A 25,506-nucleotide genomic window follows, 5' to 3' on the forward strand; every position below is an offset into this window, starting at 1 on the left:
ATTATAAAAATTTGCTTTTAAAAGCTAATAATTTGCTTCTGAAACTCGAAAAAGTATTGAACGGCTTTAACCAATCTACTTCCATACCAGCTAAACATTTCTCCATCTACCAATATAATTTTTGCTTCAGGAACGGCAGCTTGTATTTCTTCAATATGTTTTTCGCCAAAGGGATAAGGCTCTGACGACAGTAGAATCAGTTCGCAGTTTAAAGCTCCCAGTTCTGCTAGTGTAACCGATGGATAACGTTCTTGCGTAATCACATTCGTCATACCATTGATCAGCAGAATATCATTGATAAACGTATTTTTCCCAGCAGCCATGTAGGGTTTACGCCAGATGAGGTAGGCTACCTTTTTATCAATATGCTGTTGAAGGGCAAGTGTTTTCAGATCATTAAATCCAGCAGAAATTAAATGGTTAAGGTAACTAGCTTCTGGCTCGCGATCTACAAGCTCCCCTATCTGCCCAATGGTCTTCATGGCATCATCCAAAGTAAAAATATCGCTCATCCAAACCGGAAAGTCTGCCGCAAGCTCTTCAATATCACTTTGCGTATTCTCTTCTTTGTTCCCAATAATCAAATCGGGTTTTAAATCTTTGATTAAATCGATGTTAAGCTTTTTTGTTCCACCAACCTTGGTTCTTTCTGCAAATTTTTCTATCGGATGGATGCAAAATTTGGTTAATCCGATAATTTCCTTGTCCAATCCCAAATCAAATAACAGTTCTGTTTGCGAAGGCACAACAGAAATAATCCGTTTAGGTGGAAAATTGATGAAAATTTCCCTGCCCATTTGATCGATAAAGGACTTTTGCATGTTGCAAATATAGGATTTAGTCAAGATTAGTCCGTTTAAGTCGGGCTTTTAAAAAAACATTTTTCATTCCGTATTTTTACCGCATCAATCTGCAATTAACATTTTTTTATATTCCTTTGGCGTAACGCCTTTTGCCAGTTTAAAAAATTTGTTAAAATTAGAAAGGCTGTTAAAACCACATACATAAGCCATTTCACTTATCTGAAGATCACTTTCGGCAATTAATTTGCAGGCATGGCCAATTCTTACTTCATTAACAAAAGTTACAAAAGTTTTCTGTGTACGGTTCTTAAAGTATCTGCAAAAAGCCTGTTTATTCATATTGGTCATCTCGGCAGCATCTACCAACAATATCTCTTTATTAAAATTGTCAAAAACATATTTCAAAATTTTGTCCATCCTATCATTATCTTTTAACTGATAGTTATTGGTATAGCCCGGGCTCGCCAGTAACACATAATCTCTGTTCTGGCAAAGCAGGTTTAAAATTTCGAGCACCCCTATTAACCGCGTTATTTCTTCTGTTGCCTGAGCAATTTTTAACAACAAAGGTTTTATTTCTTTTCTGGCCGAAAGGTTAAATTTCATTCCACGTTTAGCCAGCTGAAAAAAATGTTTAAGCTTCTGTATATTCTCCGGCTCATGAAAAATATCCAGTATTTTTTCGGGATGGAGAAAAAGCGAAATCGAATGTGCATGGCTATTTGGTATCGAATCGCTAAAATACTGCTGGCTATTGTGCCATACATGAGGCAGATTAGCACCTACAAAAATCATGTCTTCGTTGTTAAAATCTTCAATACTATCACCGATCATGCGCCGCCCTTCACTCTCAACATTATAGGTGAGCTGGCATTCTTCGTGAAAATGGAATTCGGTAGAAAAGTATGGCGCGTTTACAATCTTTATGCCATAAACATCATTTACTTTTCCGTCGAGTATTTTGGCAAAAATCGGTTTCATTTGATACAGACTATTTTCTTTACCATCAGTTATGATGGCTATTTGGTTATGAAAAACTAATCTACAATTTACATCTTAAATTACCAATTAATACAAATAATTTCAATAAAAAGGCTAATATAACACCATTATTAGCGAATTATGCCTCAGTTAATTTCTTTTTTCCTTAATAAATTAGCTATTACGAATACTAACCAAATTAATTAAAATGCTTCATCATAAAATTATTGTACTAACAGGAGGTGCCGATGGCATTGGCTGGGAATGTGCAAAGGCCTATTCAAAAGCTGGTGCTACTGTCTGTATCCTTGATAAAAACCCAATAGCCGAAAACAAACTCAATGAACTCGGAACAGCGCAAAAAATAGCCATAGCCTGCAACCTGGTTAACGAAAATGATGTAACAGATGCTTTTAAAACGATCATCGAAAAATTTGGTGCTATAGATGCTATACATAACAATGCAGGGATAGCGCATCCTTCAAAAACGCTCGATCAGACTACAGATGCTGAGTGGGATCTGTTGATGAATGTAAACTTAAAAAGCATTTTATATACCACCCGCCATGGCATCGAACATCTTAAAAAAACAAAGGGTTGTATTTTAAATACCAGCTCGATGGTAGGCACCATTGGGCAAGACAACCATGCCGCCTATGTAGCCACAAAAGGCGCAATTAATGCATTAACGAAAGCCATGGCTTTAGATTATGCGCCATACAAAATACGCGTTAATGCTGTTTCGCCCGCAGCGATTAATACCCCAACCTTGCAATCATGGAGCAAAGAACAGCCCAATAAAGCACAAATACAACATTACTTAGATAAACTTCAACCCTTGGGCAGCATGCCGGCTGGCGATGTAATTGCAGATGCCTGCTTATTCTTACTCAGCGACGCTGCCAGATTTATAACCGGAACTATTTTACCGGTAAGCGGCGGAGCCGAACTAGGATACAGAACCACCATATAATCCAGATTATTAACATGATAAACAAAATAGAAATTAGCGACAAACGATTTGAACTATCAACCGGTGCAGGCAGCGATGCTATACATAAAGATCCTCAATACGCTTATGCGGTGACCAATTTAACCAACGAAAACGGCATAACAGGAACAGGCTTAGCCTTTACCCTTGGCGCTGGTAACGATCTGGTCTGCAATGCTGCTCAATTTTATGCCAATACCTTAAAGGGAAAAGATATCGAAGAACTGATGAGCGATTTTGGGCAGACTTTTCGCACCTTATCAAACGAACAGCAATTTAGGTGGTTAGGGCCACACAAAGGTGTTGTACATTTAGGATTAGCTTCTGTAACCAATGCCTGTTACGATTTATGGGCAAAAAAACGCGGCGTACCACTTTGGAAACTATTAATCGATTTAAGTCCCGAAGAAATTGTGAATACGCTCGATCTCTCCTATCTGGAAGATGTACTCACCAAAGAAGAGGCAATTGCCATGCTGCAAAGTCAAACCGATTTCAAAAAATCGAGGGAAGGTATTCTTGATATCGGTTATCCAGGATATGATACTTCTGTAGGCTGGTTTAATTACGACGATGAAAAGGTACGCGAGAACTGCAAAAAAGCTATTGCCAATGGTTTTACCGCAATGAAGCTCAAAGTCGGATCTGCCGATCCTAAACGTGACATCAGAAGGGCAAATATTGTACGTGAAGTTGCCGGAGAAAGCTCAAAAGTAATGTTAGATGCCAACCAGCAATGGACGCTGCCACAAGCCATTTCCATATGTAATGAGCTTAAAAATATGAATCCTTTCTGGGTGGAAGAACCTACCCACCCGGATGATATACTGGCACACCAGACATTGGCTAAAGAAATTGCGCCTATTAAATTGGCCCTGGGAGAACATGTACCCAACCGCATTATTTTTAAAAACTACCTGCAAACTGGCTGTACAGGTTTTGCGCAGGTAGATGCAGTACGTGTAGGCGGTGTTAGCGAATTCATTACGATTAGTTTATTGTGCAAAAAATTTGGCGTGCCAGTTGTGCCACACGTTGGCGACATGGGGCAGTTACATCAGCACCTGGTACTGTTTAATCATATTGCTATAGGGCACGAAGCTTTATTTCTGGAACATATCCCCCATTTAAAACAACACTTTAAAAATCCGATTAAAATTGAAAACGGAGTTTACATCACTCCACAAGAAACGGGAAGCAGCTGTGATTTAAAATAACCCAAAATCTAACCAAATATGATCAGTACAACCGATATCTTAATTACCATTGCCTATATACTTTTTATTGTAACCATAGGCTTATGGACCGGAACACGAAAAAAGAAAAACGATGAAACCAGCAGTGGAGAATACTTTTTGGCAGGCAAATCGCTTAAATGGCCCATGATTGGCCTGGCATTATTTGCAACAAACATCTCGTGTCTTCATTTGGTAAGTTTGGCACAGAGCGGATTTGACAGCGGGCTTTTAAATGGCAATTTTGAATGGATGGCGGCATTTACCCTTATTCTTTTGGCCTTGTTATTTATTCCTTTCTATATCCGTTCGGGCATTTCTACTTTACCCGATTTTTTAGAACGGAGGTATAACCGGGCCTGCAGAGACTGGCTGGCATTCATCTCTATCCTATCGGCCATCATTATCCACATTGCCTTTTCTTTTTTAGCTGGCGGTATTGTACTCGAAACGCTATTCGGTATCAATATGTATGTAAGTATAGTGGTAATTGCTTTGCTAACCGGATTATACACCATTATTGGCGGCTTAAGGGCCGTGGTAGTTACCGAAACCATACAGAGTTTGGTGTTGATTACCGGAGCCATTATCATTACAGTTTTTGCGTGGAATAAAGTTGGTGGCTGGGATCATATGACGGCTATACTGCAAAAAGAAAATGCCATGGATAAACTCAGTATGATACGCCCGATTGGCGATAAGAGTGGAATGAGCTGGATAGCTGTATTTTTAGGGTATCCGGTTTTGGGTATTTGGTACTGGTGTGCCGACCAAACCATAGTGCAACGTGTTTTAGGCGCAAAAGATGAAAACCATGCCCGCGTAGGCGCTTTATTCTGCGGTTTTATCAAAATTTTGCCTGTGTTTATTTTCGTATTACCAGGTTTGTTTGCCTATATCTTGTATAAATCAGGCACGATGGATTTATCTAGTTTGCAAACTATCGGCGCCAATGGCGAAAAGTTGTTAAATACCAAAGGCATTTATACTTTAATGATTACCCAACTTTTGCCTAAAGGACTGGTGGGCATTTTGGTAGCCGCATTATTATCAGGATTAATGAGTCAAATTGCAGGTGCATTAAATTCTATCGCCACCTTAAGCAGTTATGATTTGTACAAAAGATTTAAGCCTGAAACCAGCGATAAAAAATTAGTTAATGTAGGTCGCTGGTCGGCAGGTATAGCCTTAGCCGTTTCAATAGGCCTGTTGCCATTATTAAATAGCTATCAAAGTCTTTTCGAAGGCATAAATGATGTAATCGCACATATTGCCCCTCCTATTACCTGTGTGTTCTTATTAGGGGTATTTTGGAAAAAAGCATCGGCAAAGGGGGCGCAATATACTTTGCTGCTCGGTTCTATTATTGGGGCGGGTGTTTTTGTGGTAAACAAATTATATGGTACAGAAACTATAATCGGTAAAATCCCTTTCATGATGATGGCCTTTTACCTGTTCTGCATCTGTGTATTGATACAAGTAGTATTTTCTTATATCTACCCTGTAAAACACACGGCTCAAAGTGAAACCTTGTATTGGAGTTCTATTTGGGAACCCCTTAAAAGTAAAGGTTGGAGCGGGATAGGCAACTACAAATTTCTGTCGGCGCTTTTATTATTGATAATGAGCGTTTTATACGTCTACTTTAAATAAAATTGATATGAATATGAAAAGATTTCTCTCGCTCTTCGTTGCACTAATTACTTTTTTCAATGTTAATGCGCAAACCAAAACAAATGCTTCGGTAATGAACGATTTTATGGATAAACGGTTTGGTATGTTTATTCATTGGGGGCCGGTAAGTTTACGTGGCACCGAGATTGGCTGGAGCCGTGGCGATCAGGTGCCGACGGAAGATTACGACAATCTCTATAAAGAATTCAACCCTGTTCTATTTGATGCCGACACCATTGTAAAAACAGCAAAAGATGCCGGAATGAAATATCTGACCATTACGGCACGTCATCATGATGGGTTCTGCTTATGGCCAACTGCATTTACTGATTTCAATATTACCAATACACCTTATAAAAAAGACATTGTTGGTGCATTAAACGAAGCCTGTAAAAAACAGGGGATTAAATTCTGTATTTATTATTCGGTATTAGACTGGCACCATCCAGATTACCCGATTCATTCTCCAAAAAATCAAACAATTGATCCAAAATCAAACATGAGCCGATATGTGCTTTATATGAAAAACCAGTTAAAGGAACTCATTACCAAATATGATCCTTATATGCTCTGGTTTGACGGACAATGGGAAAAACCCTGGACAGACGAAATGGGTAAAGATTTATATGCATATCTAAAACAGCTAAAGCCCGATGTAATTACCAATAACCGCTTGGGAAAAGAATTTGCAGCAATGGAAAATAAAAACATTGATACTTCTAAAATGATTGGCGATTACGACACGCCCGAACAGGTAGTAGGCAAATTAAATATGTTTATGCCCTGGGAAAGCTGTTTTACTATTTGCAACCAATGGGCCTGGAAACCAAACGATAAAATGAAACCGCTAAAACAATGCCTCGAAATTATTTCGAAAACAGCAGGTGGTAATGGCAATCTTTTATTAAATGTAGGCCCTATGCCAGATGGCAGAATTGAGGTCCGCCAAATAGAACGCTTAAAAGAAATCGGCGATTGGTTAAAAACCAATGGCGAAGCCGTTTATGGCACAAAAGGAGGCCCATACCAACCGAACAATGATTACGCAACGACCAGAAAAGGGAATAAAATTTACGTACATATATTAAACACCAATCTGACCAGGTTGAGTTTAAAGCCTATCCCAGGTTTAAAAGCTAAAAAAGCTTACCTGTTAAATAACCAAACCATTAATATGGAGCAAAAAGATGGCATTTCGTTACAACTTCCCGGCAACCAGGCCAACCAATCAGATTATATTGTTGTACTAGAATTAAACGGAAACGCCGAAAACATTCCGGTTATTGAATAAACCGATACTTTGCCAGTAGGCAAGAATCTATAAAAAAACAAATTATATGCTCATGAAAAATTTAAAAACAATTTATTTGTTGGCCTTAGCTTTTGTACTAATGTTTAGCGCCTGTAATCCACCTTTTAAAAAAGAAGCGAAATCACTGAATGCAGCGAACAAAGTGTTACGTTATGGCAGTATTACAGGTTTGAAGCCCGAAAAGATGGACTATTACAAAAAGTTACATGCCGCAGTGTGGCCAGGGGTATTAAAGAAAATAACAGCATGCAACATCCATAATTATTCCATTTATTTAAAAGAAATTGAGGGCAAACCATATCTTTTCAGCTATTTCGAGTATACCGGAAACGATTTTGCCGCTGATATGAAAAAAATGGCTGCTGATACCACTACGCAGCGTTGGTGGAAAGAAACCGCACCAACTCAGATCCCATTGCCCGATGCGGCTGCTAAAGGCGAAAGCTGGAGCAATATGGAAGAAGTTTTTCACCAAGATTAGTAACGGTATAAAAACTATATACATTCCACCAATTAAAATAATGTTTAGTTAGATAAACACAGTTGAAAGATTAAAGACTGTGTTTATCTCTCTAAACAAAAGCTTAATTTAATAAATTGGTTTAACCTACCGCCACATCTTCTTTTACTACACCATCGGCAATATGCAAGATCCTATTCCCATATTGCGCATTTTTTTCGGAGTGTGTAACCTGAATAATCGTAATTCCCTCTTCCTGGTTTAACTTTTTAAATAGCATCATAATTTCCTCTGCCTGTGCCGATTGCAGGTTACCCGTTGGCTCATCGGCCAGAATTATAGATGGTTGAGCGGCCAATGCTCTTGCTATACCAACCAATTGCTGCTGTCCGCCTGAAAGTTGATTTGGGAATAAATCTTTTTTTGCCACCATATTAAAACGGTCTAACAGGTCGGCAATTCTACTTGCCCGTTCGGCGCTACCTACTTTTTTGTATAGTAATGGGGCTTCAATATTTTCGTAAACGGTCATTTCATCAATTAAGTGGTAGGCCTGAAAAACAAAACCGATGTGATTTCGGTAAAGTTCAATGCGTTTACGTTCATTTAACGAAGTTACATCCTCGCCCAAAAACTCATACGAACCATAAGTTGGTTCTTCAAGCATGCCAATTATATTGAGCAAAGTAGATTTCCCTGCACCTGATGGGCCCATAATGGAAACAAATTCTCCTTGTTTAATTGTTGTGGTAACCAAACGCAACACGTAGTTTTTAATGCCTTTGTTTGCGTAATATTTTTCGATGTTATTAAGTTGTATCATATTTTTTAGGGTTTAGCGAAAAGTGCTTGGCGGTTGGCGGAGATTATCGCTGAGCACCAAACACTGTACGCAGGTTTTATTCGTATTTTAAGGCCTCAACAGCATTTATTTTTGCAGCACGGTAGGTTTGCCAGGTAATTGTTAAAATGGAAATCAACAACGTAAGTATCGCAGTTAATACAAACATCCATAAACTTAAAGATGTTCTTAATTCGAAATGTTGCAACCAACCGTGCATAATATAGTATGCAATTGGAAGAGATATTACAATTGCTATAAATATTAATTTTATAAAATTTAATGAGAGTAAGGTCATTAGTTCTGTAATTGAAGCACCCAGGATTTTACGAATACTTACTTCTTTTATTCTTTGTGAGGTACTAAAAGATGAAAGACCAAATAAACCCAAGCAGGACACAAAAATGGCTAAACAACCAAACAGATTGGCCAAAGTGCCTAAAATCTTCTCATTCTTTAATTTAATTTCATTTAAGCTATCAATAAATTTTATCTCGACAGGAAAATTTGGGTTTATTTCTTTTACCAGCTTATCAATTACACCAACACTCTCGTTTAAGCTTTTAACAGGATTTAACCGCATCGTAATTACATCGCTGATATCTGCATAGGCAATAACCATCGGTGCCGCCACCTTACTGGGATCTCCCCAAACTATATTTTCAAAAACCCCCACTACATTCCGCTGAGCACCTTGATATAAAATCCTGGCGCCAATTGGATTTTTTAAATGCATTACTTCAACAGCTTTTTTACTTAATAGTAAAGCAGCTGTATCCGATGCAAATTTTTGATTAAAATCTCTCCCAGCTAACAATTTAATATTTGTCGTTTTGATAAAATCGTAAGTGGTGTAAATTTGATCGAAATCTACCATTTTGTCACTTTCTGTCATTCCATCCCAACCTAAACCTCTGATGCTGCTGTTTTTATTCGAAATACTGCCTGATGATTGTATTACGCCAACCACAGCTCCGCTAGATAACAGCCTTGTTTTTAATAGATTGAATTTTTCATACAATAATCCTTCATGAGGAATTTCTAATAACCCGATTGATCTGTAGCCTAGAGGTGTATTTTTAATAAACTGAATCTGTTTGTAAATGGTTATAGTTGCTGCAATTAACACGATCGAAAAGCTAAATTGAACAACTACCAAAACCTGTCTGAAGGTTAAACTGTATCCGCTCTTAAAATTTAAAGTTTTTTTGAGCGATTGTATAACGTTAAATCCGGAAAGATAAAATGAAGGATAGCTTCCTGATATAAAACCAGTTACAATCAGAACACCAAAAATCAGTATCCAATTAATTGGGTTTAAATAATCAAAAACAATTTCAATCCCCAATAACCGATTAAATATAGGCAGGCTAAATTCGAGGATAATAATGCTAAGCAGGATACTGATTAATGTTAAAATAAACGACTCTAACATAAACTGAAAAATCAGATCTGTTCTGGATGCGCCCATTGTTTTTTTAACACCAATTTCTTTTGCCCTACCCTGTGTGCTGGCCGTTGCCAAATTCATAAAATTAATACAGGCAATAAGGAGGATACCTATGGATAAGCCAACAAATAGTTGCACCTGGGAAATATTGCCGCCAATACTTTTGCCATTTAAAAAGGTTCCGTACAAGTGTAATTTTGTTAACGGATAAATAAATACATCTTCTTTAGCTGCCGAAAAATGATTACCTATAAAACCCTTTAATTTTGCATTAAAGGCGGCAACATCGGTATGTTCATTTAGTTTTAATAAAGTATAATAATCGTGGCTTCCCCAATTTGGTTTTTTCGGCCATTGATTTAAATTTTCATATAAAGACCATGTTGTTAACGATTCGAAACCATAGGTAACATTGGTTGGAAGGTCTTTTATTACTGCGGTAACTTTTAAATCAACCTGGTTTTCAAAACGCACTTTTTGATTCAGTATATCGGTTTTACCAAATATCCTTTTTGCTGCCGTTTCGGTTAGTACAATAGAATTCGGATCGTTTAATGCTTTCTCTGGGTTTCCACTTATGAAATCATAGTTAAATAACCGTAAAAAATCAGGATCAACATACCTGCTATCTAGCTTTAAATTTTCTTCGCCGTTAGCAACCAACCTTTTATAAACACCTGTAGCCCTGGCACCATACATCACATCAGGGAACTCCTCTTTAAGGGCGCCTAACATCACATTCTGCGATTGATCAATGGTTCTAATTACTTGGCCTTTCTGATCATTTAAATTGATCATGGCCTGATAAATATGAGGTGAGTTTTTAAACTGCTTATCGTAGCCCCATTCATAAGTAGCATATAACATTAATAACAAACAAGAGGTTAAGCCAATAGCCAAACCACCAATGTTTATAGCTGCATAAACTTTGTTTCTAAATAGATTACGCAGTGCGATTTTTAGGTTGAGTTTAAACATAAAGTGTAAGGTTTAGGGTGTAGGGTTTAAGGTCTGGGCGCTTTAGTCTTACGCACTCAACCTTAAACCTTGCACCTTTATTCATATTTAAGTGCATCAATAGTATTTGCATTCGCGGCTTTATAAGATCGAAAGCTTACTGTTATTAGAGTAATCAGCATTGATATCACCATAGCCATAGCAAAAGGCCAAACGCTCATATCTATCCGATAGGCAAAACCAGAAAGCCATTTACTCACAAAAAGATAGGCTAATGGCCATGCTACTACATTTGCAACAAACACCATCAATAAAAAAGAGCCATTCAGCATTTTAACCAGCTGTAAGGTAGATGCGCCCAAAACTTTCCGGATGGCTACCTCCCTGGTGCGTTGCATAGCCACAAATGAAATCAGGCCAAACAAGCCTATAAAAGAGATGAAAATGATTACGCTGGCAAACACTTTAAATAATACCCCCATGACGTGTTCACTTTCATAATAGCCCTTTATCCGGTCATCAACAAAATCTGCATTATAAATATTATTCGGGAACGTACTGTTCCACAAGGTTTCTATCTGGTTCATGGAAGATACAAGCTGTTTGCCCTCTAACTTTATTGCAGCTTGCCAATATTGATTTTTATCGGCAGAAATAGCCAGACCGGATATTTTCTCTTTTAACGATTTATCATTGTAGTCCTTTACCACTCCTACAATCGGAATATTAATACCTGTGGCATTGATCATTTTACCAAGGGCATTTTCGGGCTTCGTTATGCCTACTTTTTTCAAAAATGTTTCGTTAACCACATAACCATTGGCCGTATCGCTCTTCATAAAAACTTTTCCGGCAATAATTTTTAAATCGAAAAGTTTAAAATAATTTTCATCGACCTTACAGGTTCTTACCTCGAAATCTTTATTTTTCGCTCCATTAAAAGTAAAATTGGTCGAATTTATATCTTGGGATAAGGGTGGCGACTGGCAGTAGCTCAACAGTTCTACACCGGGTATTTTTAAAATCCTTTCTTTAAAAACACTCCGCTTCTCTTTACTCACCTGGTCTCCTGGCATCCCCACCATTACCACTGTGGATGAATTAAAACCCAACGGTTTCTGCTGAAGGTAGTCCATTTGATTTACAATTACAATGGTACCGATAATGAGTATAACAGTAATTGCAAACTGCACCACCACCAAAATTTTACGCAGGCTTAGACCGTTGTTGTTAAGGGTAACTTTATTTTTTATAGCCAACGCCGGATTAAAACCTGATATGATCATTGCCGGATAAAAGCCGGCCAAAAAGCCTACAAATGCAACCAGCAGAATCATAAACACAAAAATAACCGGGTGACCGAACAAACTAAAGCTGATCTGATTTTTAAATAGGTTCTGCATAGCGGGTATAGCCAACTCACTGATGATACAGGCAATTAAAAGTGCGATTAAAACCAGTACAACGGTTTCGGTTAAAAACTGTACAATAAGCTGCTTGCGCTTGCCCCCCATTACTTTCCTCACACCAACCTCTTTAGATCGGTTGACAGCCTGTGCTGTATTTAAATTAATAAAATTGATACAAGCCGTACAAATTAAAAACAATCCGATAATGGCAAGTCCATAAATCTGGCTCCTGGCAATTGTTGCATTTACAAAATTATCATAACGATCATCAAAATGAATCTCTTTTAATGGCTGAAGCCTGTTGACCTGATTGCCCTCAATTTTCTTATCTGCATAATATTTTTTATTGAATTTTGCCATTGCTCCATCAAGATCTGATTTGCTCAGTCCTTCTTTAAGCAACACATAACTACTTAAACTCGAATTGATACAATCCCAACAGTCGCGGTTACCGTAATAATCATATAAATTTTGGTAAGTGATCACTATTTTTAAAGGAAAGCTGCTGTTCTGCGGCATATCCTGAAATACTCCAGTAACACTTAGCTGTGTTTTGGTCCCCATGGTAATACTTTTACCAATTGCATTTTGTATGCTGCCAAAATACTTAATGGCCATCGCCTCAGATAGGGCAACGCTATTAGGGGCTTTTAAAGCTTCTGCCGGTTTGCCGTACTTCCAGTTGATATAAATTACATCAAAAAAATCGGGTTCGGCGAAATACAAGTTTTCCTGACTTTTTAAAATTTCCCTGCCTGAATTATCCTTAATGTGTATAATATCTTCTAATTTGGCAATTGCACCAATCTTTTCTATCCCAGCGATCTCATTTCTCGCTGCTGCTGTAAAAGGTATGGGTACTCCTGCAGAGAAATCATCGAAAGCATTGTACTTCCAATCCGTAACTACCCTATAAATCCGATCTGCATTTTTATAACCTTCATCAAAACTGAGTTGAAAACGGATAAAAATAAATATCAAAATACAACTTGCCATCCCAATTGATAAACCAAGAATATTGATAAGCGTGTAGCCCTTATTTTTCCAAAGATTTCGCCAGGCGATTTTTAAGTTAAGTTTAAACATGTTGAGTGAGGTTTAGCGTAAAGCGTTTGGGGGTTAGCGAAAATCGCCAAACGCCACTCGCAGGTCTTATTCATATTTAAGTGCATCAACAGGGTTTGCTTTTACGGCACTGTTTGCCTGGATGCTTACGGTTATAATGGTTAACAAAATCGTTAGGGCTGCACTGATTAAAAAAGGAAAAAGTGGCAGATCGATGCGATAGGCAAAGGTTTCGAGCCACTTTCTGGTTAATATGTATGCCAATGGCCAGGAAATAATATTGGCTATAAGCACCATAACAAAGAATGAGCTATTAATGAGCTTGAAAATCTGTAAATGACTTGCACCAAGAATTTTCCTTACTGCAATTTCCTTCATTCTACCAGTGGTAATGTATTTTGCAAAGGCAAATAAACCCAGTATGGCAATAAAAATGGTGAGCATTGCAGCAGCAAAAAATACCGATTGCAGCTGTTCTTGTTTTTTAAAGAGTTTACCATACATTTCATCCAGAAATTGGTAACGGAAATTATCTCCGTCCAACTTGTTAATTTCTGGCCATTGCGATTTTAAGGTACTGAGCACTTCAGGCATCCTGTTTTCTTCTATTTTTAGCATAATTTCTGTTTTAGGATTTCCGCAGGGATCATTTATCGTGTAAATGGCAGGCTCTACTGCCTTCTCAAATCCAAGTGCTTTAAAATCTTTTATCACGCCTACAATCTTATATTCTTTATTCTGGCAGCCTTTTATAGTTTTACCTATAGGCTTGGTTAATCCATACTTTGCTACTGCCGCTTCATTAAGTATAGCAGAATTTGCAGTATCGGTTTTAAATTGCCTGGAGAATGTTCTGCCTTCTTTAAGCTTAATATCTAACGTTTCGAAATAATCAAAATCTACATCAGTAAAACTTAAACTTTGTTCTTTTCCATCTACAGTATATTTATTTTTCCCGCCATCAGAACCATCTGGCAAGGCATTTGCAACGGTAACCGATTTCACCCCCGGAATCTTGGCCATTTTATCCCTTATCGGATCGAATTTGCTTGGCGAGGCGAAATATGCCAGGTTTTTAATGTACACTACTTGTTCGGGTTTGAAACCAACATCCTGGGTACGCATGTATTTCAGCTGGGAATTGATAATAAGTAAACCGATAATAAAAATTACAGCTATGCTAAACTGAAACACCAATAAGCTATTGCGCAACCAATAGCTTTGTTTGCTGGTTTGAAAATTGCCCTTTAAAACAAGGGCAGGTTTAAAACCTGATAAAACCATTGCGGGATAAATGCCGGCAATTAGGGTAATAAAAATTAATATAAGCGGCAATTGCCAGAATAAGGCACTATTGGCTACCCAAATGGATAAATTGACCACGAACAGGTTATTAAATTTTGGCAAGATGATTTCGGCCATAATCAGTCCTAATATCGTCGCTGCTAAACACTGGATTAAAATTTCTGTTAAAAACTGAAAGGCAAGCTGAAAGCGATAAGCACCCATCACTTTTTTAACACCTACCTCTTTTGCCCGTTTGGTTGCCTGCGCTATGCTCAGATTGGTAAAGTTGATACAAGCAATTACCAAAATCAAAATCCCTAAAACAGATAAAGCCATTAGCACTTTATAGTTGGCATCGGTACCAGCCTTTGGTTTAAGGTGTAGGTTTTTTAAAGGATCGAGAAAGGCTTTTGTTGCTTTAAAAGTCTCGTTATTGGGATCTTCTCCATCTTTAAGCATCTCCCTTTTATAAAGGGTATTAATTTTAGCTTCAAGTGCCTGGATATCTGTGCCCGGTTTTACCTGAATATAAGTGTTATAGTTATTATAACCATAGTTTTCTCCCAAACCCATTTCTTTTACCAACGAAATGGCATCGAACGTAATATTAGAATGGAAGTCTGCAAAAATACTTCCGCTCAGTTTGCCGGTTATACCTGAAGATTTACTGCCGATTCCAATCATTTCAGGCTTATTATCTTTATGGTGAGGGAAAAGCGTTTTATAATTTTCGTTGCTCAGGTAAAACAGATTTTCGGTTGTACTTTCTGGTTTAATTAAACCATTGCTAGGTTTGATGTTAAACATTTTTGCAGCATCATAATCGAGATACAGGCATTTACTTAAAAAAACAACACCGTGATCGCTGTAAACCGGAAATTCAAAAAAGCTCATTTTCATGGTACCAACTGAAAGTACTTCCGGCATTTCTGCTTTAATGGCCTTGGCTAATGGCGGGGCAGTATTATTGGTTTTAAAATCGGGCAACTGTCTCCCTACTATATAAATATCATTATAATTAGGATTTTTCCTATCAAAACCTGTTTCATAGGTAAAGTACATGGTTACCAAAATAAAAGCAGCCAGGGCAATAGCCAATCCACCTATATTTATGGATGTAATTACTTTGTTTCTCCAAAGGTTGCGCAGTGCAATTTTTAAGTTTAATCTGAACATAGCTTTAAGGTTGAAGGTTGAAAGGTTGGAAGGTTGATGGGCCAGGTGTTTAAACCTTCAGCCTTATTACCTTCTAGCTTCCCGACCTTATTCATATTTAAGTGCATCAACAGCGTTTGCTTTGGCCACTTTAAAGGTTTGCAGGCTCACTGTTAAAATGGCAATAACTACCGAGGTTAAAAGGGCAAGCAAAAATGGCCATGGATTGATGGCAATTTTATAATCATATTTCTCAAGCCATTTAGCAACAAGAATATAAGCAACCGGAATAGCGATCACATTGGATATGACTACCAGTTTCATAAAATCTTTGTTCAAAAGGACCAGAATATCAGAAAGATTGGCCCCCAGTACCTTGCGGATACTGATTTCTTTGCTGCGTTGCTCAGCCGTATATAACGCTAACCCCAATAAACCTAAGCAGGAAATAAAAATGGCAAATCCTCCAAAAATATTGGAAAGTACACTGAGCAGCCTTTCGCTCCGAAGTTTTTCAGCCATACCCTGGCTAACCAGTTTCACTTCAATCGGATAAGCAGGGTTTAACCGCTGACTTACCGATTTTATGGCTTCAATCGATGTAGAAAGTGACTGTTTAGGATTCAGTTTAAGCAATAAAACACGACTGGTTCTGATATTATAGTAATAAACTGTTGGCTGTATTTTCGAAGCGAGCGATTCGTTAGAATAATCTTGCACCACGCCCACTACTTTAAGTGGAGGATTATCGCCCCAATGGATAATGGTACCCACAGGATTTTTTAGTCCCATTATTTTAACAGCGGTTTGGTTGAGGAGCAGAGATGTAGCTGTATCTGCTGAAAATTTAGGATCAAAATCTCGCCCTGCAAGAATCTTTACGCCAGTTGTTTTGGCAAAATCGAAACCTGTACTTCTATAATTAATAATCGATACATCATTTTTAGGCTTGCCTGGCCACTGAATGTCGCCAGTAATTGAGCCACCAGCAGTAAATGAACTTGCATATTCCGTTGCTGCAATTGTAGCACCTGCCCTTTCTAATTCATTTTTAAAAGTTTGCAATTTTTCTGGCTTTGTCCATTCTCCTTCTAAATCGATCTGTGCCAGCGCAGTTTGATCAAAGCCTAAGGGTTTATTTTTAAGGTGCTGAATTTGGCTGTAAATTACGATCGCCGAAATAATCATGCAGATAGATAGGCTAAACTGCACCACTACCAGTGTTTTGCGGATTGATAATGAGCCCGTTGAACCTTTAAAGCCTTTTAATACCTTTACAGGGATAAAAGACGAAAGGTAAAATGCAGGATAACTACCAGCAAGCAAACCAGTTACCAATATCATAGCAAGTAACACGCTCCAAAATTGATAAGTATTGTAATTAATTTTGATCGAGATATCGAGCAGGTTATTAAAGTAAGGCAAGGAAACTTCAAGCAATGTAAAGGCAATTAACATGGCTAAAAACGATAACAAAAGCGATTCGATTATAAATTGGCCCATTATTGTATTTCTGGTAGAACCTAAAGCCTTTCTTACTCCTACCTCACGGGCACGTTTCTCCGACTTAGCCGTTGATAGATTCATGTAATTGATACAGGCGATAAATAATACACAGATGGCCAGAAAAACAAATAATCGCAACTGATCAATTTTACCCCCCACCGATTTCCCATTGTCAAAATCATCATATAAGTGAAATTTGCTTAAAGGAAAAAGAAAAGGTTCGTAGGTCATTTCTTTTAAATCGGGTTCTTTGTTTACGATGAAGTGTTTTAGTGCTGCGTTTGTGGCCGCCAAAGAAGCATTATCTTTAAGCTGAAATAAGGTTAAACAGGTAATTGTTCCCCATCCATTTTCTTTTTCAGAAGGGTTTTCCTGCTCAAAAAAAGCCCATGGCTGTAAAACATCAAACTGCATGCTTTGATTTTTCGGCAAATCTTGTATTACGGCGCTAACTTTTAAGTTTACCCTGTTATCGTATTTAATACTTTGCCCTATTGGGTTCTGGTCGCCAAATAATTTTTTTGCTGTCGATTCGCTTATCAATATATTATTAGGCTCGGATAAAGCAGTGCCCGGATCGCCGTAGATAAATTTCTGTTGAAGGATTTTTAAAAAATCAGGATCTACATTAATGCCTATTAATTTAAAATTATTTCGGTTATGGCTATATAATTTCTGGCCATTGTTCATCGAAATGCGGGCTGCACTTTTAATGCCTGGCAATTCTGAAACCCCTGCTTTGGCCAGTTTATTCGGAACGGCCATTGTAGTTGCCAGCTTGCCATTAAACTTTAAATTTAATGCGGCAAAATATACTTTATCAGCATTTTTATATTGTTTATCGAAGCTCCATTCGTAGTTAACGTACAAGAGTAACATTAAACAACAGGCCATTCCGATCGCTAAGCCGCCCACATTAATTAATGTAAAGCCTTTGTTTTTCCAAAGGTTACGTAGTGCTATTTTTAGGTTTAATCTGAACATGATGGGTTAACTGTATAAATGGTTAAATTGGTTAATTGTTGTATTGCTAACTGAAAACTGCCAACTGGATTATTCATATTTGAGCGCATCAACAGGATTGGCATTTGCAGTTTTATAAGCCTGAAAACTTACAGTGATCAATGCCATTAGCAAAGTCCCAAATCCTGCTATCGGCATAATCCACCATGAAATTTCGGTATGGAATTCGAACTTCATCAGCCATTTATTCATCATGAAATAACTCAAAGGAATAGCGATAACGATAGAAACAACGATCATCTTCACAAAAGAGAGCGACAGCAATTGCATCAAATTAAATAATGAGGCACCTAATACTTTGCGTACACCAAATTCCTTTGTTCGCTGCTCTGCACTATAGGCCACCAGACCAAAAAGTCCAAGGCAGGAAACAAATATGGCCAGTCCACCGAAAAGGTTTGAAAGGATGCCCAAAGTTTTTTCTGCATTGTATTTTTCAGCGTATACGTTGTTTAAAAAATTAATTTCAAGAGGATAAGCTGGATTTAATGCCTTTGTGATCCTGCCAATGGTTTCGATATTACTTTGAAAGTTGTTATTTTCATTCAAGCGCATCGTAATGTTCCCGGTTTGCTTCTTATCGAAGAATACAACCATTGGATTATTGGATTTGTAGGGCGAATCCCAAACATAATCATCAAAAACACCTATGATATTGAATTTATCGCCGAAAATGGTAATTGTTTTGCCTACAGGATTTTTGTAGCCAAAAACTTTAACGGCCGAAGTGCTCACCATCACAGCGCTGGTATCTGAAGCGAAGTTTTCTGAAAAGTCTCTCCCGCTGGTTAATTTAATACCATTGGTTTTAATAAAATCGTAGGTCGTTATTACCTGGTTAAACAATTGGTTGTTTGTAGCTTTCAACATTCCATCCCATTCGATACCTGCAAAGTTACGTCCATGATGCGATAAGCTAACGGATGATTGGAACATCGAAGTAACCGCACCTGATTTTAGCAGTTCGGTGCGCAGCAGTTCATATTTTGTTTTCAGTTCGCCATCCTGCGGCATTTCTACTAAAGCGTTTACATCAAATCCTACCGGCCTGTTTTTAATATACTGAATCTGTTTGTAGATAACCAGCGTAGAAATGATCAGGATAATGGCAAAACAGAATTGCGCCACCACCAATACCTGCCTTAAACTAACTGAAAAGAAACCACCAGATTTAATTTTTCTTTTAAGCGTCTGGATCGGGTTAAAAGAAGACAGGTAAAATGCAGGATAACTCCCAGCGATTAGGCCTGTAGTGAAAACAATGCCCAAAATCCCCACCCAGCTGCTGCTATTGAAATAAGATATGTTCAGTTTAATATTCAAGAGATTGTTAAAGGTTGGCAAAAAGATCTCGAGGATAGCAATCGAAACGATCACTGCAATAAAAGTTAGCATCATCGATTCTGTTAAGAACTGTACAATCAGCGAACTACGGTTGGCACCAATAGTCTTTTTTATGCCTACTTCTTTTGCACGTTTTTCGGATTTGGCTGTAGCCATGTTCATAAAATTGATGCAGGCGATCAACAGGATGCCAAAAGCTAAGCCAACGAATAAATAAATCTGTTCTATTGCGCCACCGATACTTTTGCCATCTTCGAACTTGCCATATAAATGTAGCTTAGCCAAAGGGAACAATACCTGCGATTGCTGATTATTTGTATTATTTTTTTTCTCTATCTGATTGATTTTTTGGTTAACCAAATCTAAATTTGCTCCACTTTTTAACATCACCAGCGTTACAAAACTATAATTGCTCCAGTTTAAATCTTTAGCACTTTGATCAATTGTTTCGTATAAGGACCAAGGCATTAAATAATCAAATTTATTAGAGCTATTATCAGGTTGATCTTTAATTACCCCGGTTATATTCAAATCTAAACGATCTTTAAAACGCACCGATTTATTTAACACATCAGTAGTTCCAAACAGTATTTTAGCGGTAGATTCCGTTAAAATAACAGAATTTGGATTATTTAAAGCTGTTCCTGCATTGCCATAAGTAAATTCATAATCGTACATTTTTAAGATATCAGGCTCTGCGAATTTAGATTGACGCTTGAATGCATTTTGTCCGTTAGCTATTAAATTCCTGCCTCCATAGTCCATCCTCGCCATATACCTCAGTTCGGGCAAACTTTGTTTAATTATCGGACCGAAAGCAGTGGTTGAGCCTTCAAATGTTACTAAAATCTTACCGTTGTCGCCCGGAATATTGGTCATTGTGGTAAAAACGTTAGCCGATTCTTTAGCCTGCTTATCAAAGTTCCATTCGTAGGTAACATACAAGAGCAGCATTAAACAGGCAGCCAAACCAATGGCCAGCCCAATTACGTTAATAAACGAGCTTACCTTGTTTCGCCAAAGGTTACGTAGTGCAATTTTTAAGTTTAATCTAAACATAAGGTGTAAGGTTTAGGGCATAAGGTTTAGGGTTTTGACGTATAAACCTTACGCCGTTATTCGTATTTTAAAGCATCTACCGGGTTTGCCTTTGCCACTTTAACCGATTGAATACTTACAGTGAGTATAGCAATGATTACCGAAAGACTAATTGCGGCTATAAATGGTAAGGCAGAAACAGAAATACGGTATTCGTATCCGGAAAGCCATTTGTTAATAATAATGTAGGCCAATGGAAATGCAATTACATTGGCTATTGCAACCAGTTTGATGAAATCTTTGTTGAGCAAAGTAAGGATGTTGGCTGTACTGGCGCCCAAAACTTTGCGGATACTGATTTCTTTTTTACGTTGTTCTGCCATAAATAAGGCTAAACCAAGTAAACCCAGGCAGGAGATAAAAATGGCAAAACCACCGAACCAGTTTGATAATGTGCCTAAAAGCTTTTCATTTTGGAACTTCGATTCGAAATTTTCATTCACAAATTTAACTTCAGCTGGAAATGCAGGATTCAGTCTCTTTACAATTTCATTTATTTTATTAATAGATGAGGTAACATTGCTTTGATCATTTAATCTCATAATTATTGTACTTGTAGCCTGCTTATTTTGTGCAATAATTAACGGTTTCGGACTTTGATAAGGCGACTCCATTACATAATCCTTCACTACCCCAACAATGGTTAAGGGTTGGTCCCAGCTAATCACTTTACCAACAGGGTTTTTCATACCCATCACTTTAACTAAAGCCTCATTAACTAAAACATTTGCAGTATCTACCCGGTCTTTCGAAAAATCGCGACCAGCAAGAATTTCCATTCCTGTGGTTTTAGTCAGATCAACCGTTGTAAATCTATAGTTTACCAGTATTTTTTCATTCTCATCTTTACCAGGCCAGCTTACTGCGTACGTATTATTACCGCCAGCGGTTAACGATTGACTGTATTCTGTAACTGCAGTTGCAGCACCAGATTTTAGAATTTCATCTTTTAGAATATTACGTTTACCTGGGTTGGCCAATTCGCCCTCAGCAGAGATCTGAACAAGATTACCGATGTTATAACCGATCGGTTTATTCTTTATAAAGTTCAGTTGCTGATAGATAACCGCTGTACAAACAATCAAACATGCAGCAAATACAAACTGAAAAACAACTAAATACTTACGAATAGATAACGATGAGCCACCAGAAAGCTTAAATCCTTTTAATACTTTAACCGGGTCGAATGATGAAAGGTAAAAAGCTGGATAACTGCCTGCAATAATGCCGGTTAATAATGCGAGCCCTAAAAATACAGCCCAGAATTTCCAATCTGCATAATCTATTTCCAACGAGATTCGCAACAGGTTATTGAAATATGGCAAACTTACCTCTATTAACACAAAAGCAACCAGCATACTTAGTGTGGTAAGTAAAATCGATTCGAACATAAACTGGCTAACCAGATTATTCCTAGACGAACCAATGGCTTTACGGACGCCGACTTCACGGGCTCTTTTTTCTGATTTTGCTGTAGAAAGATTCATAAAATTAACGCATGCAATCAATAGAATACAGAAAGCTAAAAGAAAAAATATCTTTAACTGGTCTATCCTACCGCCTACATTTTTGCCATTTTCGAATTTTTCATATAAATGCCATTTAGATAGTGGATGCAGAAAAGGTTCTCCATTCGAATTTTTGTCATTGGCCTTAATCATACCATGCATTTGATTGTTAGCTTGTTCGAAAAAAGAATTATCTTGCAACTGAACAAATAACACGCAGTAATTAGAAGTCCAGCCACTGGTTTTTGTCCAGGGATTTAATGTTTCGTATAATTTCCACGACATTAGGTAATCTATTTCCAGGCTACTGTTTTTCGGTCTGTCTTCAACTACACCCTCTACTTTTAAACTCAGATTATTTTCGAGTTTTACAACCTTATTTAAAGGATCTTCATTACCAAAAAGGTTTTTCGCTAGGGTTTCGCTTAAAATTACGCCATCAGGATTTTTTAAAAAAGTATTTGGATTACCTTTCAAAACCTTGTAATCAAACATTTTTAAAAAGTCTGGATCAGCAAATACGGCACTTTTCTTAAAGTTATTCTGATGATAAGAAAGCATTTTATATTCAGGATAAGATAATCGACCAACCTTTGAAACACCCGAAACTTTAGAACGTACCTCGTTTTCCATTAAACCCGGCACCGCAAGAAAGCTGAAAGTTTCTTTTGCTGTTTTCTGATTATTATAAACCAGGTAGGTTTTATCATAATCGGTAAATTGTTTATCATAACCGTACTCGTAAGCAACATAAAGCAACAAAACCATACAGCTGGCCAAGCCAATGGCCAATCCGCCCAAATTAATCAAGGTAAATCCTTTATTTCTCCAAAGGTTTCGCAAAGCGATTTTTAAGTTAAGTCTAAACATAGTTTTAAGGTTGAGGGTTGGAAGGTTAAAGGATGGAAGGCTTTGGGCGCTTTAGCCTTCTACCTTAAAACCTTCTGCCTTCCCTCCTTTATTCATATTTTAACGCATCAATAGGATTTGCTTTGGCCACTTTAACGGACTGGACGCTAACCGTAAGTATGGCAATGACTACAGATAAAGCAATAGCCACAATAAACGGCAATGCAGATATAGAGATGCGATACTCGAAGGCTGAAAGCCATTTATTTACAATAATATAGGCTAACGGGAACGCTATAAGATTGGCAATGGCCACCAATTTTATAAAATCTTTATTTAACAACACGAGGATATTGCCGGTACTGGCACCTAAAACCTTACGGATACTGATTTCCTTTTTGCGTTGCTCTGCCATAAAAAGCGCCAGACCTAATAATCCTAAACAAGAAATGAAAATTGCGAAACCACCAAACCAGTTTGAGAGTGAACCTAAAAGTTTTTCATTTTTAAATTTCACTTCAAAAGATTCGTTCACAAATTTGCGGTTAACAGGATAATTTGGTTCCATTTGCTTTACTAAATCATCAATTTTAGCCAGTGATGAACTGATGTTTTGATTTGGATTTAACCGTACAATGATAACCCTCGCGTCTTCCCTTTGATTTACTCTAAAAATCATTGGGGCCACTCTTTGATAAGCACTTTCTACCACAAAATCTTTTACTATCCCAACTGTAGTTAGTTTTTTATCCCAGAAAGTAATAACCTTACCGATCGGATTCTTTAATCCCATCATTTTCACGGCCGCTTCATTTAGCAATACACTGCTTGTATCATTAGGAAATTTCGCAGAAAACTCCCTACCATTAACCATCCTCGTTCCAATAGTTTCTACAAAATCATATCCTATTGATCTATGGTTAAAAGAAATAGCCTCGTTCGGGTTTTTACCTTCCCAGTTTACACCTGTAGTATTATCTCCACCTTCAGTAAAATCTGTACTAAAAAAAGTAACACCGCTTGCAGCGCCTGATTCTAATAGTTGCGTTTTAAGCAATTCTAATTTAACAGCATCATTCATTTTACCGACTACTGCTATTTGAATTAAATTGGACTTATCGTAACCAATAGGCTTATTTTTAACATAATTAAGTTGCTGATAAATTACTGCTGTACAAATAATTAAACTTGCAGCAAAAACGAATTGGCCAACCACTAATACTTTCCTCACCGAAGCGGATGAATCTGCTTTAAGTGTGAAACCTTTTAAAACTTTTATAGGCTCAAAAGAAGATAGATACAACGCTGGATAACTACCCGCAATAAATCCGGTTAAAATCATTAAACCCAATAATGTTAACCAAAATGGGCCATTATAATAATCGATTGTTAATTTAATATCTAACAAACTATTAAAATATGGCAAACTAACCTCAATTAAAATAAAAGCTAAAACTGTGGCAATAAATGTGATGAGCAGAGATTCTAAAAAAAACTGATTAATTAACGATCTACGCGTTGATCCGATTGCCTTACGAACGCCAACTTCTTTTGCCCTACGCTCTGAGCGTGCCGTAGATAAATTCATAAAATTTACACAGGCAATTAGCAATATGCAAAAGGCCAGCAATAAAAATATTTTAAGTTGGTCTATTTTACCTCCTACCGATTTACCGTTTACAAATTCATCATATAAATGCCATTTGGTTAAAGGATGTAATAAAGCCACCGACAAATTATCTTTTTGATTCCGCTTGTAGATACCATGCATTAAACCATTTGCCGCAGAGAAAAAGTTATTATCCTGTAATTGAACAAGCGTTAAACACATATTATTTCCCCAATTGACTTCCTTCACCCAGGCTTCCCGTTTTTCGAACAATGCCCAGGGCATGATGCACTCAAAAGCTAAGCTACTATTTGCAGGTGCATCTTCTATTACGGCTTCCACTTTTAATACTTCCTGATTTTCCAGCTTTACCATTTTATTAATAGGATCTTCATTTCCAAATAATTTTGTTGCAAAAGATTTGGTAAGGATGATGGTATTTACATCTTTTAAAACTTTTGCTGAATTACCTTCAAGAAATTTATAATCCAATATTTTAATAAAATTTTGGTCGGCAAATATTGCAGTGCTATTTATTTTATTATCACCAACGGTAATTAATTGTTTCCTCGGATAAGTAGTGTGAGAAGCATATTTAACGCCAGGGATTTTTTCTTGCACTTCTTTAGCCATCACATTTGGTGTCCATGCCCAGCTAAAAGTTTTACCACTTGCCTTCATATTTTGATAAACTACATAAGTTTTATCGCTGTTGTTAAATTGCTTATCGTAGCTCCATTCGTAGTTCACATACAATAGCAAAATCATGCAACTGGCCAAGCCAATGGCTAACCCCCCAATGTTGATCAAAGAGAATCCCTTGTTTTTCCAGAGGTTTCGCAAAGCGATTTTTAAGTTTAATTTGAACATATTTTTGAGGTTTAGGGTTTGAGGTGTAAGGCTTAAGGTCTAGGGCGCATAAACCATACGCTTTACCTTTTACCTTTCT

The 25,506-nt window shown here is 37.4% G+C and carries 15 protein-coding genes; 5 read left to right on the forward strand and 10 right to left on the reverse strand.

Going from position 1 to position 25,506, the window contains the following annotated elements; translation table 11 throughout:
* Positions 1 to 17: 17 nt before the first annotated feature.
* Both AC07VK_RS18255 and AC07VK_RS18260 read right to left on the reverse strand, forming a co-directional pair.
* Positions 18 to 821, reverse strand: a complete 804-nt coding sequence (locus AC07VK_RS18255; protein ID WP_492962288.1) for an ABC transporter substrate-binding protein — start codon at positions 819 to 821, stop codon at positions 18 to 20.
* Positions 822 to 905: 84 nt separating this feature from the next.
* Entirely contained in the window at positions 906 to 1,784 is an 879-nt protein-coding gene (locus tag AC07VK_RS18260) for a helix-turn-helix domain-containing protein (protein ID WP_492962290.1), read from the reverse strand.
* A gap of 208 nt (positions 1,785 to 1,992) precedes the next feature.
* On the opposite strand from AC07VK_RS18260, the gene AC07VK_RS18265 reads away from it, so the two are divergent.
* From AC07VK_RS18265 to AC07VK_RS18285, 5 genes are read left to right on the forward strand one after another with little or no spacing between them, the layout of a single operon-like run.
* Positions 1,993 to 2,757, forward strand: coding sequence for an SDR family NAD(P)-dependent oxidoreductase (locus tag AC07VK_RS18265; protein WP_492962292.1), 765 nt, complete (start codon positions 1,993 to 1,995; stop codon positions 2,755 to 2,757).
* 14 nt (positions 2,758 to 2,771) lie between these two features.
* Positions 2,772 to 3,992, forward strand: coding sequence for an enolase C-terminal domain-like protein (locus tag AC07VK_RS18270; RefSeq protein WP_492962294.1), 1,221 nt, complete (start codon positions 2,772 to 2,774; stop codon positions 3,990 to 3,992).
* Positions 3,993 to 4,010: 18 nt separating this feature from the next.
* Complete coding sequence (locus AC07VK_RS18275) at positions 4,011 to 5,663, forward strand: sodium:solute symporter (RefSeq protein ID WP_492962296.1); 1,653 nt, start codon at positions 4,011 to 4,013, stop codon at positions 5,661 to 5,663.
* Positions 5,664 to 5,676: 13 nt separating this feature from the next.
* Entirely contained in the window at positions 5,677 to 6,975 is a 1,299-nt protein-coding gene (locus AC07VK_RS18280; protein WP_492962298.1) for an alpha-L-fucosidase, read from the forward strand.
* Between the two features lie 52 nt (positions 6,976 to 7,027).
* Positions 7,028 to 7,477, forward strand: coding sequence for an L-rhamnose mutarotase (locus AC07VK_RS18285; protein WP_492962300.1), 450 nt, complete (start codon positions 7,028 to 7,030; stop codon positions 7,475 to 7,477).
* A 121-nt stretch (positions 7,478 to 7,598) separates the two neighbouring features.
* Here the strand turns inward: AC07VK_RS18285 and AC07VK_RS18290 are convergent, their stop codons facing one another.
* The 8 genes from AC07VK_RS18290 to AC07VK_RS18325 form a co-directional block, all read right to left on the reverse strand.
* Positions 7,599 to 8,279: an ABC transporter ATP-binding protein gene (locus AC07VK_RS18290; protein WP_492955093.1), complete on the reverse strand. Its 681-nt coding sequence runs from the start codon at positions 8,277 to 8,279 to the stop codon at positions 7,599 to 7,601.
* A 76-nt stretch (positions 8,280 to 8,355) separates the two neighbouring features.
* A complete protein-coding gene (locus AC07VK_RS18295) occupies positions 8,356 to 10,725 on the reverse strand; it encodes an ABC transporter permease (protein WP_492962302.1) in 2,370 nt (789 codons plus the stop codon).
* Between the two features lie 77 nt (positions 10,726 to 10,802).
* On the reverse strand, positions 10,803 to 13,199 hold the full coding sequence (locus tag AC07VK_RS18300) for an ABC transporter permease (RefSeq protein WP_492962304.1): 2,397 nt from the start codon (positions 13,197 to 13,199) through the stop codon (positions 10,803 to 10,805).
* 66 nt (positions 13,200 to 13,265) lie between these two features.
* Complete coding sequence (locus tag AC07VK_RS18305; protein ID WP_492962305.1) at positions 13,266 to 15,641, reverse strand: ABC transporter permease; 2,376 nt, start codon at positions 15,639 to 15,641, stop codon at positions 13,266 to 13,268.
* 87 nt (positions 15,642 to 15,728) lie between these two features.
* The gene (locus AC07VK_RS18310; RefSeq protein ID WP_492962307.1) at positions 15,729 to 18,110 is read right to left on the reverse strand and encodes an ABC transporter permease; all 2,382 of its coding nucleotides are present in this window, start codon (positions 18,108 to 18,110) and stop codon (positions 15,729 to 15,731) included.
* A gap of 69 nt (positions 18,111 to 18,179) precedes the next feature.
* The gene (locus AC07VK_RS18315; protein WP_492962309.1) at positions 18,180 to 20,552 is read right to left on the reverse strand and encodes an ABC transporter permease; all 2,373 of its coding nucleotides are present in this window, start codon (positions 20,550 to 20,552) and stop codon (positions 18,180 to 18,182) included.
* A gap of 56 nt (positions 20,553 to 20,608) precedes the next feature.
* Entirely contained in the window at positions 20,609 to 22,969 is a 2,361-nt protein-coding gene (locus tag AC07VK_RS18320) for an ABC transporter permease (RefSeq protein ID WP_492962311.1), read from the reverse strand.
* Between the two features lie 88 nt (positions 22,970 to 23,057).
* Positions 23,058 to 25,427 carry an ABC transporter permease gene (locus AC07VK_RS18325; RefSeq protein ID WP_492955086.1) on the reverse strand — a complete coding sequence of 790 codons (2,370 nt, stop codon included), beginning with the start codon at positions 25,425 to 25,427 and terminating at the stop codon, positions 23,058 to 23,060.
* Positions 25,428 to 25,506: the final 79 nt, after the last annotated feature.

It is taken from the genome of Pedobacter sp. GW821-FHT01D05 (assembly GCF_059422505.1).

Bases quoted from the DNA above. Each gene is read 5' to 3' on its own strand.
- AC07VK_RS18280 (WP_492962298.1), top strand. From the start codon at position 5,677: ATGAAAAGATTTCTCTCGCTCTTCGTTGCACTAATTACTTTTTTCAAT.
- AC07VK_RS18305 (WP_492962305.1), bottom strand. From the start codon at position 15,641: ATGTTCAGATTAAACTTAAAAATTGCACTGCGCAACCTTTGGAGAAAC.
- AC07VK_RS18290 (WP_492955093.1), bottom strand. From the start codon at position 8,279: ATGATACAACTTAATAACATCGAAAAATATTACGCAAACAAAGGCATT.
- AC07VK_RS18255 (WP_492962288.1), bottom strand. From the start codon at position 821: ATGCAAAAGTCCTTTATCGATCAAATGGGCAGGGAAATTTTCATCAAT.
- AC07VK_RS18320 (WP_492962311.1), bottom strand. From the start codon at position 22,969: ATGTTTAGACTTAACTTAAAAATCGCTTTGCGAAACCTTTGGAGAAAT.
- AC07VK_RS18270 (WP_492962294.1), top strand. From the start codon at position 2,772: ATGATAAACAAAATAGAAATTAGCGACAAACGATTTGAACTATCAACC.
- AC07VK_RS18275 (WP_492962296.1), top strand. From the start codon at position 4,011: ATGATCAGTACAACCGATATCTTAATTACCATTGCCTATATACTTTTT.
- AC07VK_RS18315 (WP_492962309.1), bottom strand. From the start codon at position 20,552: ATGTTTAGATTAAACTTAAAAATTGCACTACGTAACCTTTGGCGAAAC.
- AC07VK_RS18260 (WP_492962290.1), bottom strand. From the start codon at position 1,784: ATGAAACCGATTTTTGCCAAAATACTCGACGGAAAAGTAAATGATGTT.
- AC07VK_RS18295 (WP_492962302.1), bottom strand. From the start codon at position 10,725: ATGTTTAAACTCAACCTAAAAATCGCACTGCGTAATCTATTTAGAAAC.
- AC07VK_RS18310 (WP_492962307.1), bottom strand. From the start codon at position 18,110: ATGTTCAGATTAAACCTAAAAATAGCACTACGTAACCTTTGGAAAAAC.
- AC07VK_RS18325 (WP_492955086.1), bottom strand. From the start codon at position 25,427: ATGTTCAAATTAAACTTAAAAATCGCTTTGCGAAACCTCTGGAAAAAC.
- AC07VK_RS18285 (WP_492962300.1), top strand. From the start codon at position 7,028: ATGAAAAATTTAAAAACAATTTATTTGTTGGCCTTAGCTTTTGTACTA.
- AC07VK_RS18300 (WP_492962304.1), bottom strand. From the start codon at position 13,199: ATGTTTAAACTTAACTTAAAAATCGCCTGGCGAAATCTTTGGAAAAAT.
- AC07VK_RS18265 (WP_492962292.1), top strand. From the start codon at position 1,993: ATGCTTCATCATAAAATTATTGTACTAACAGGAGGTGCCGATGGCATT.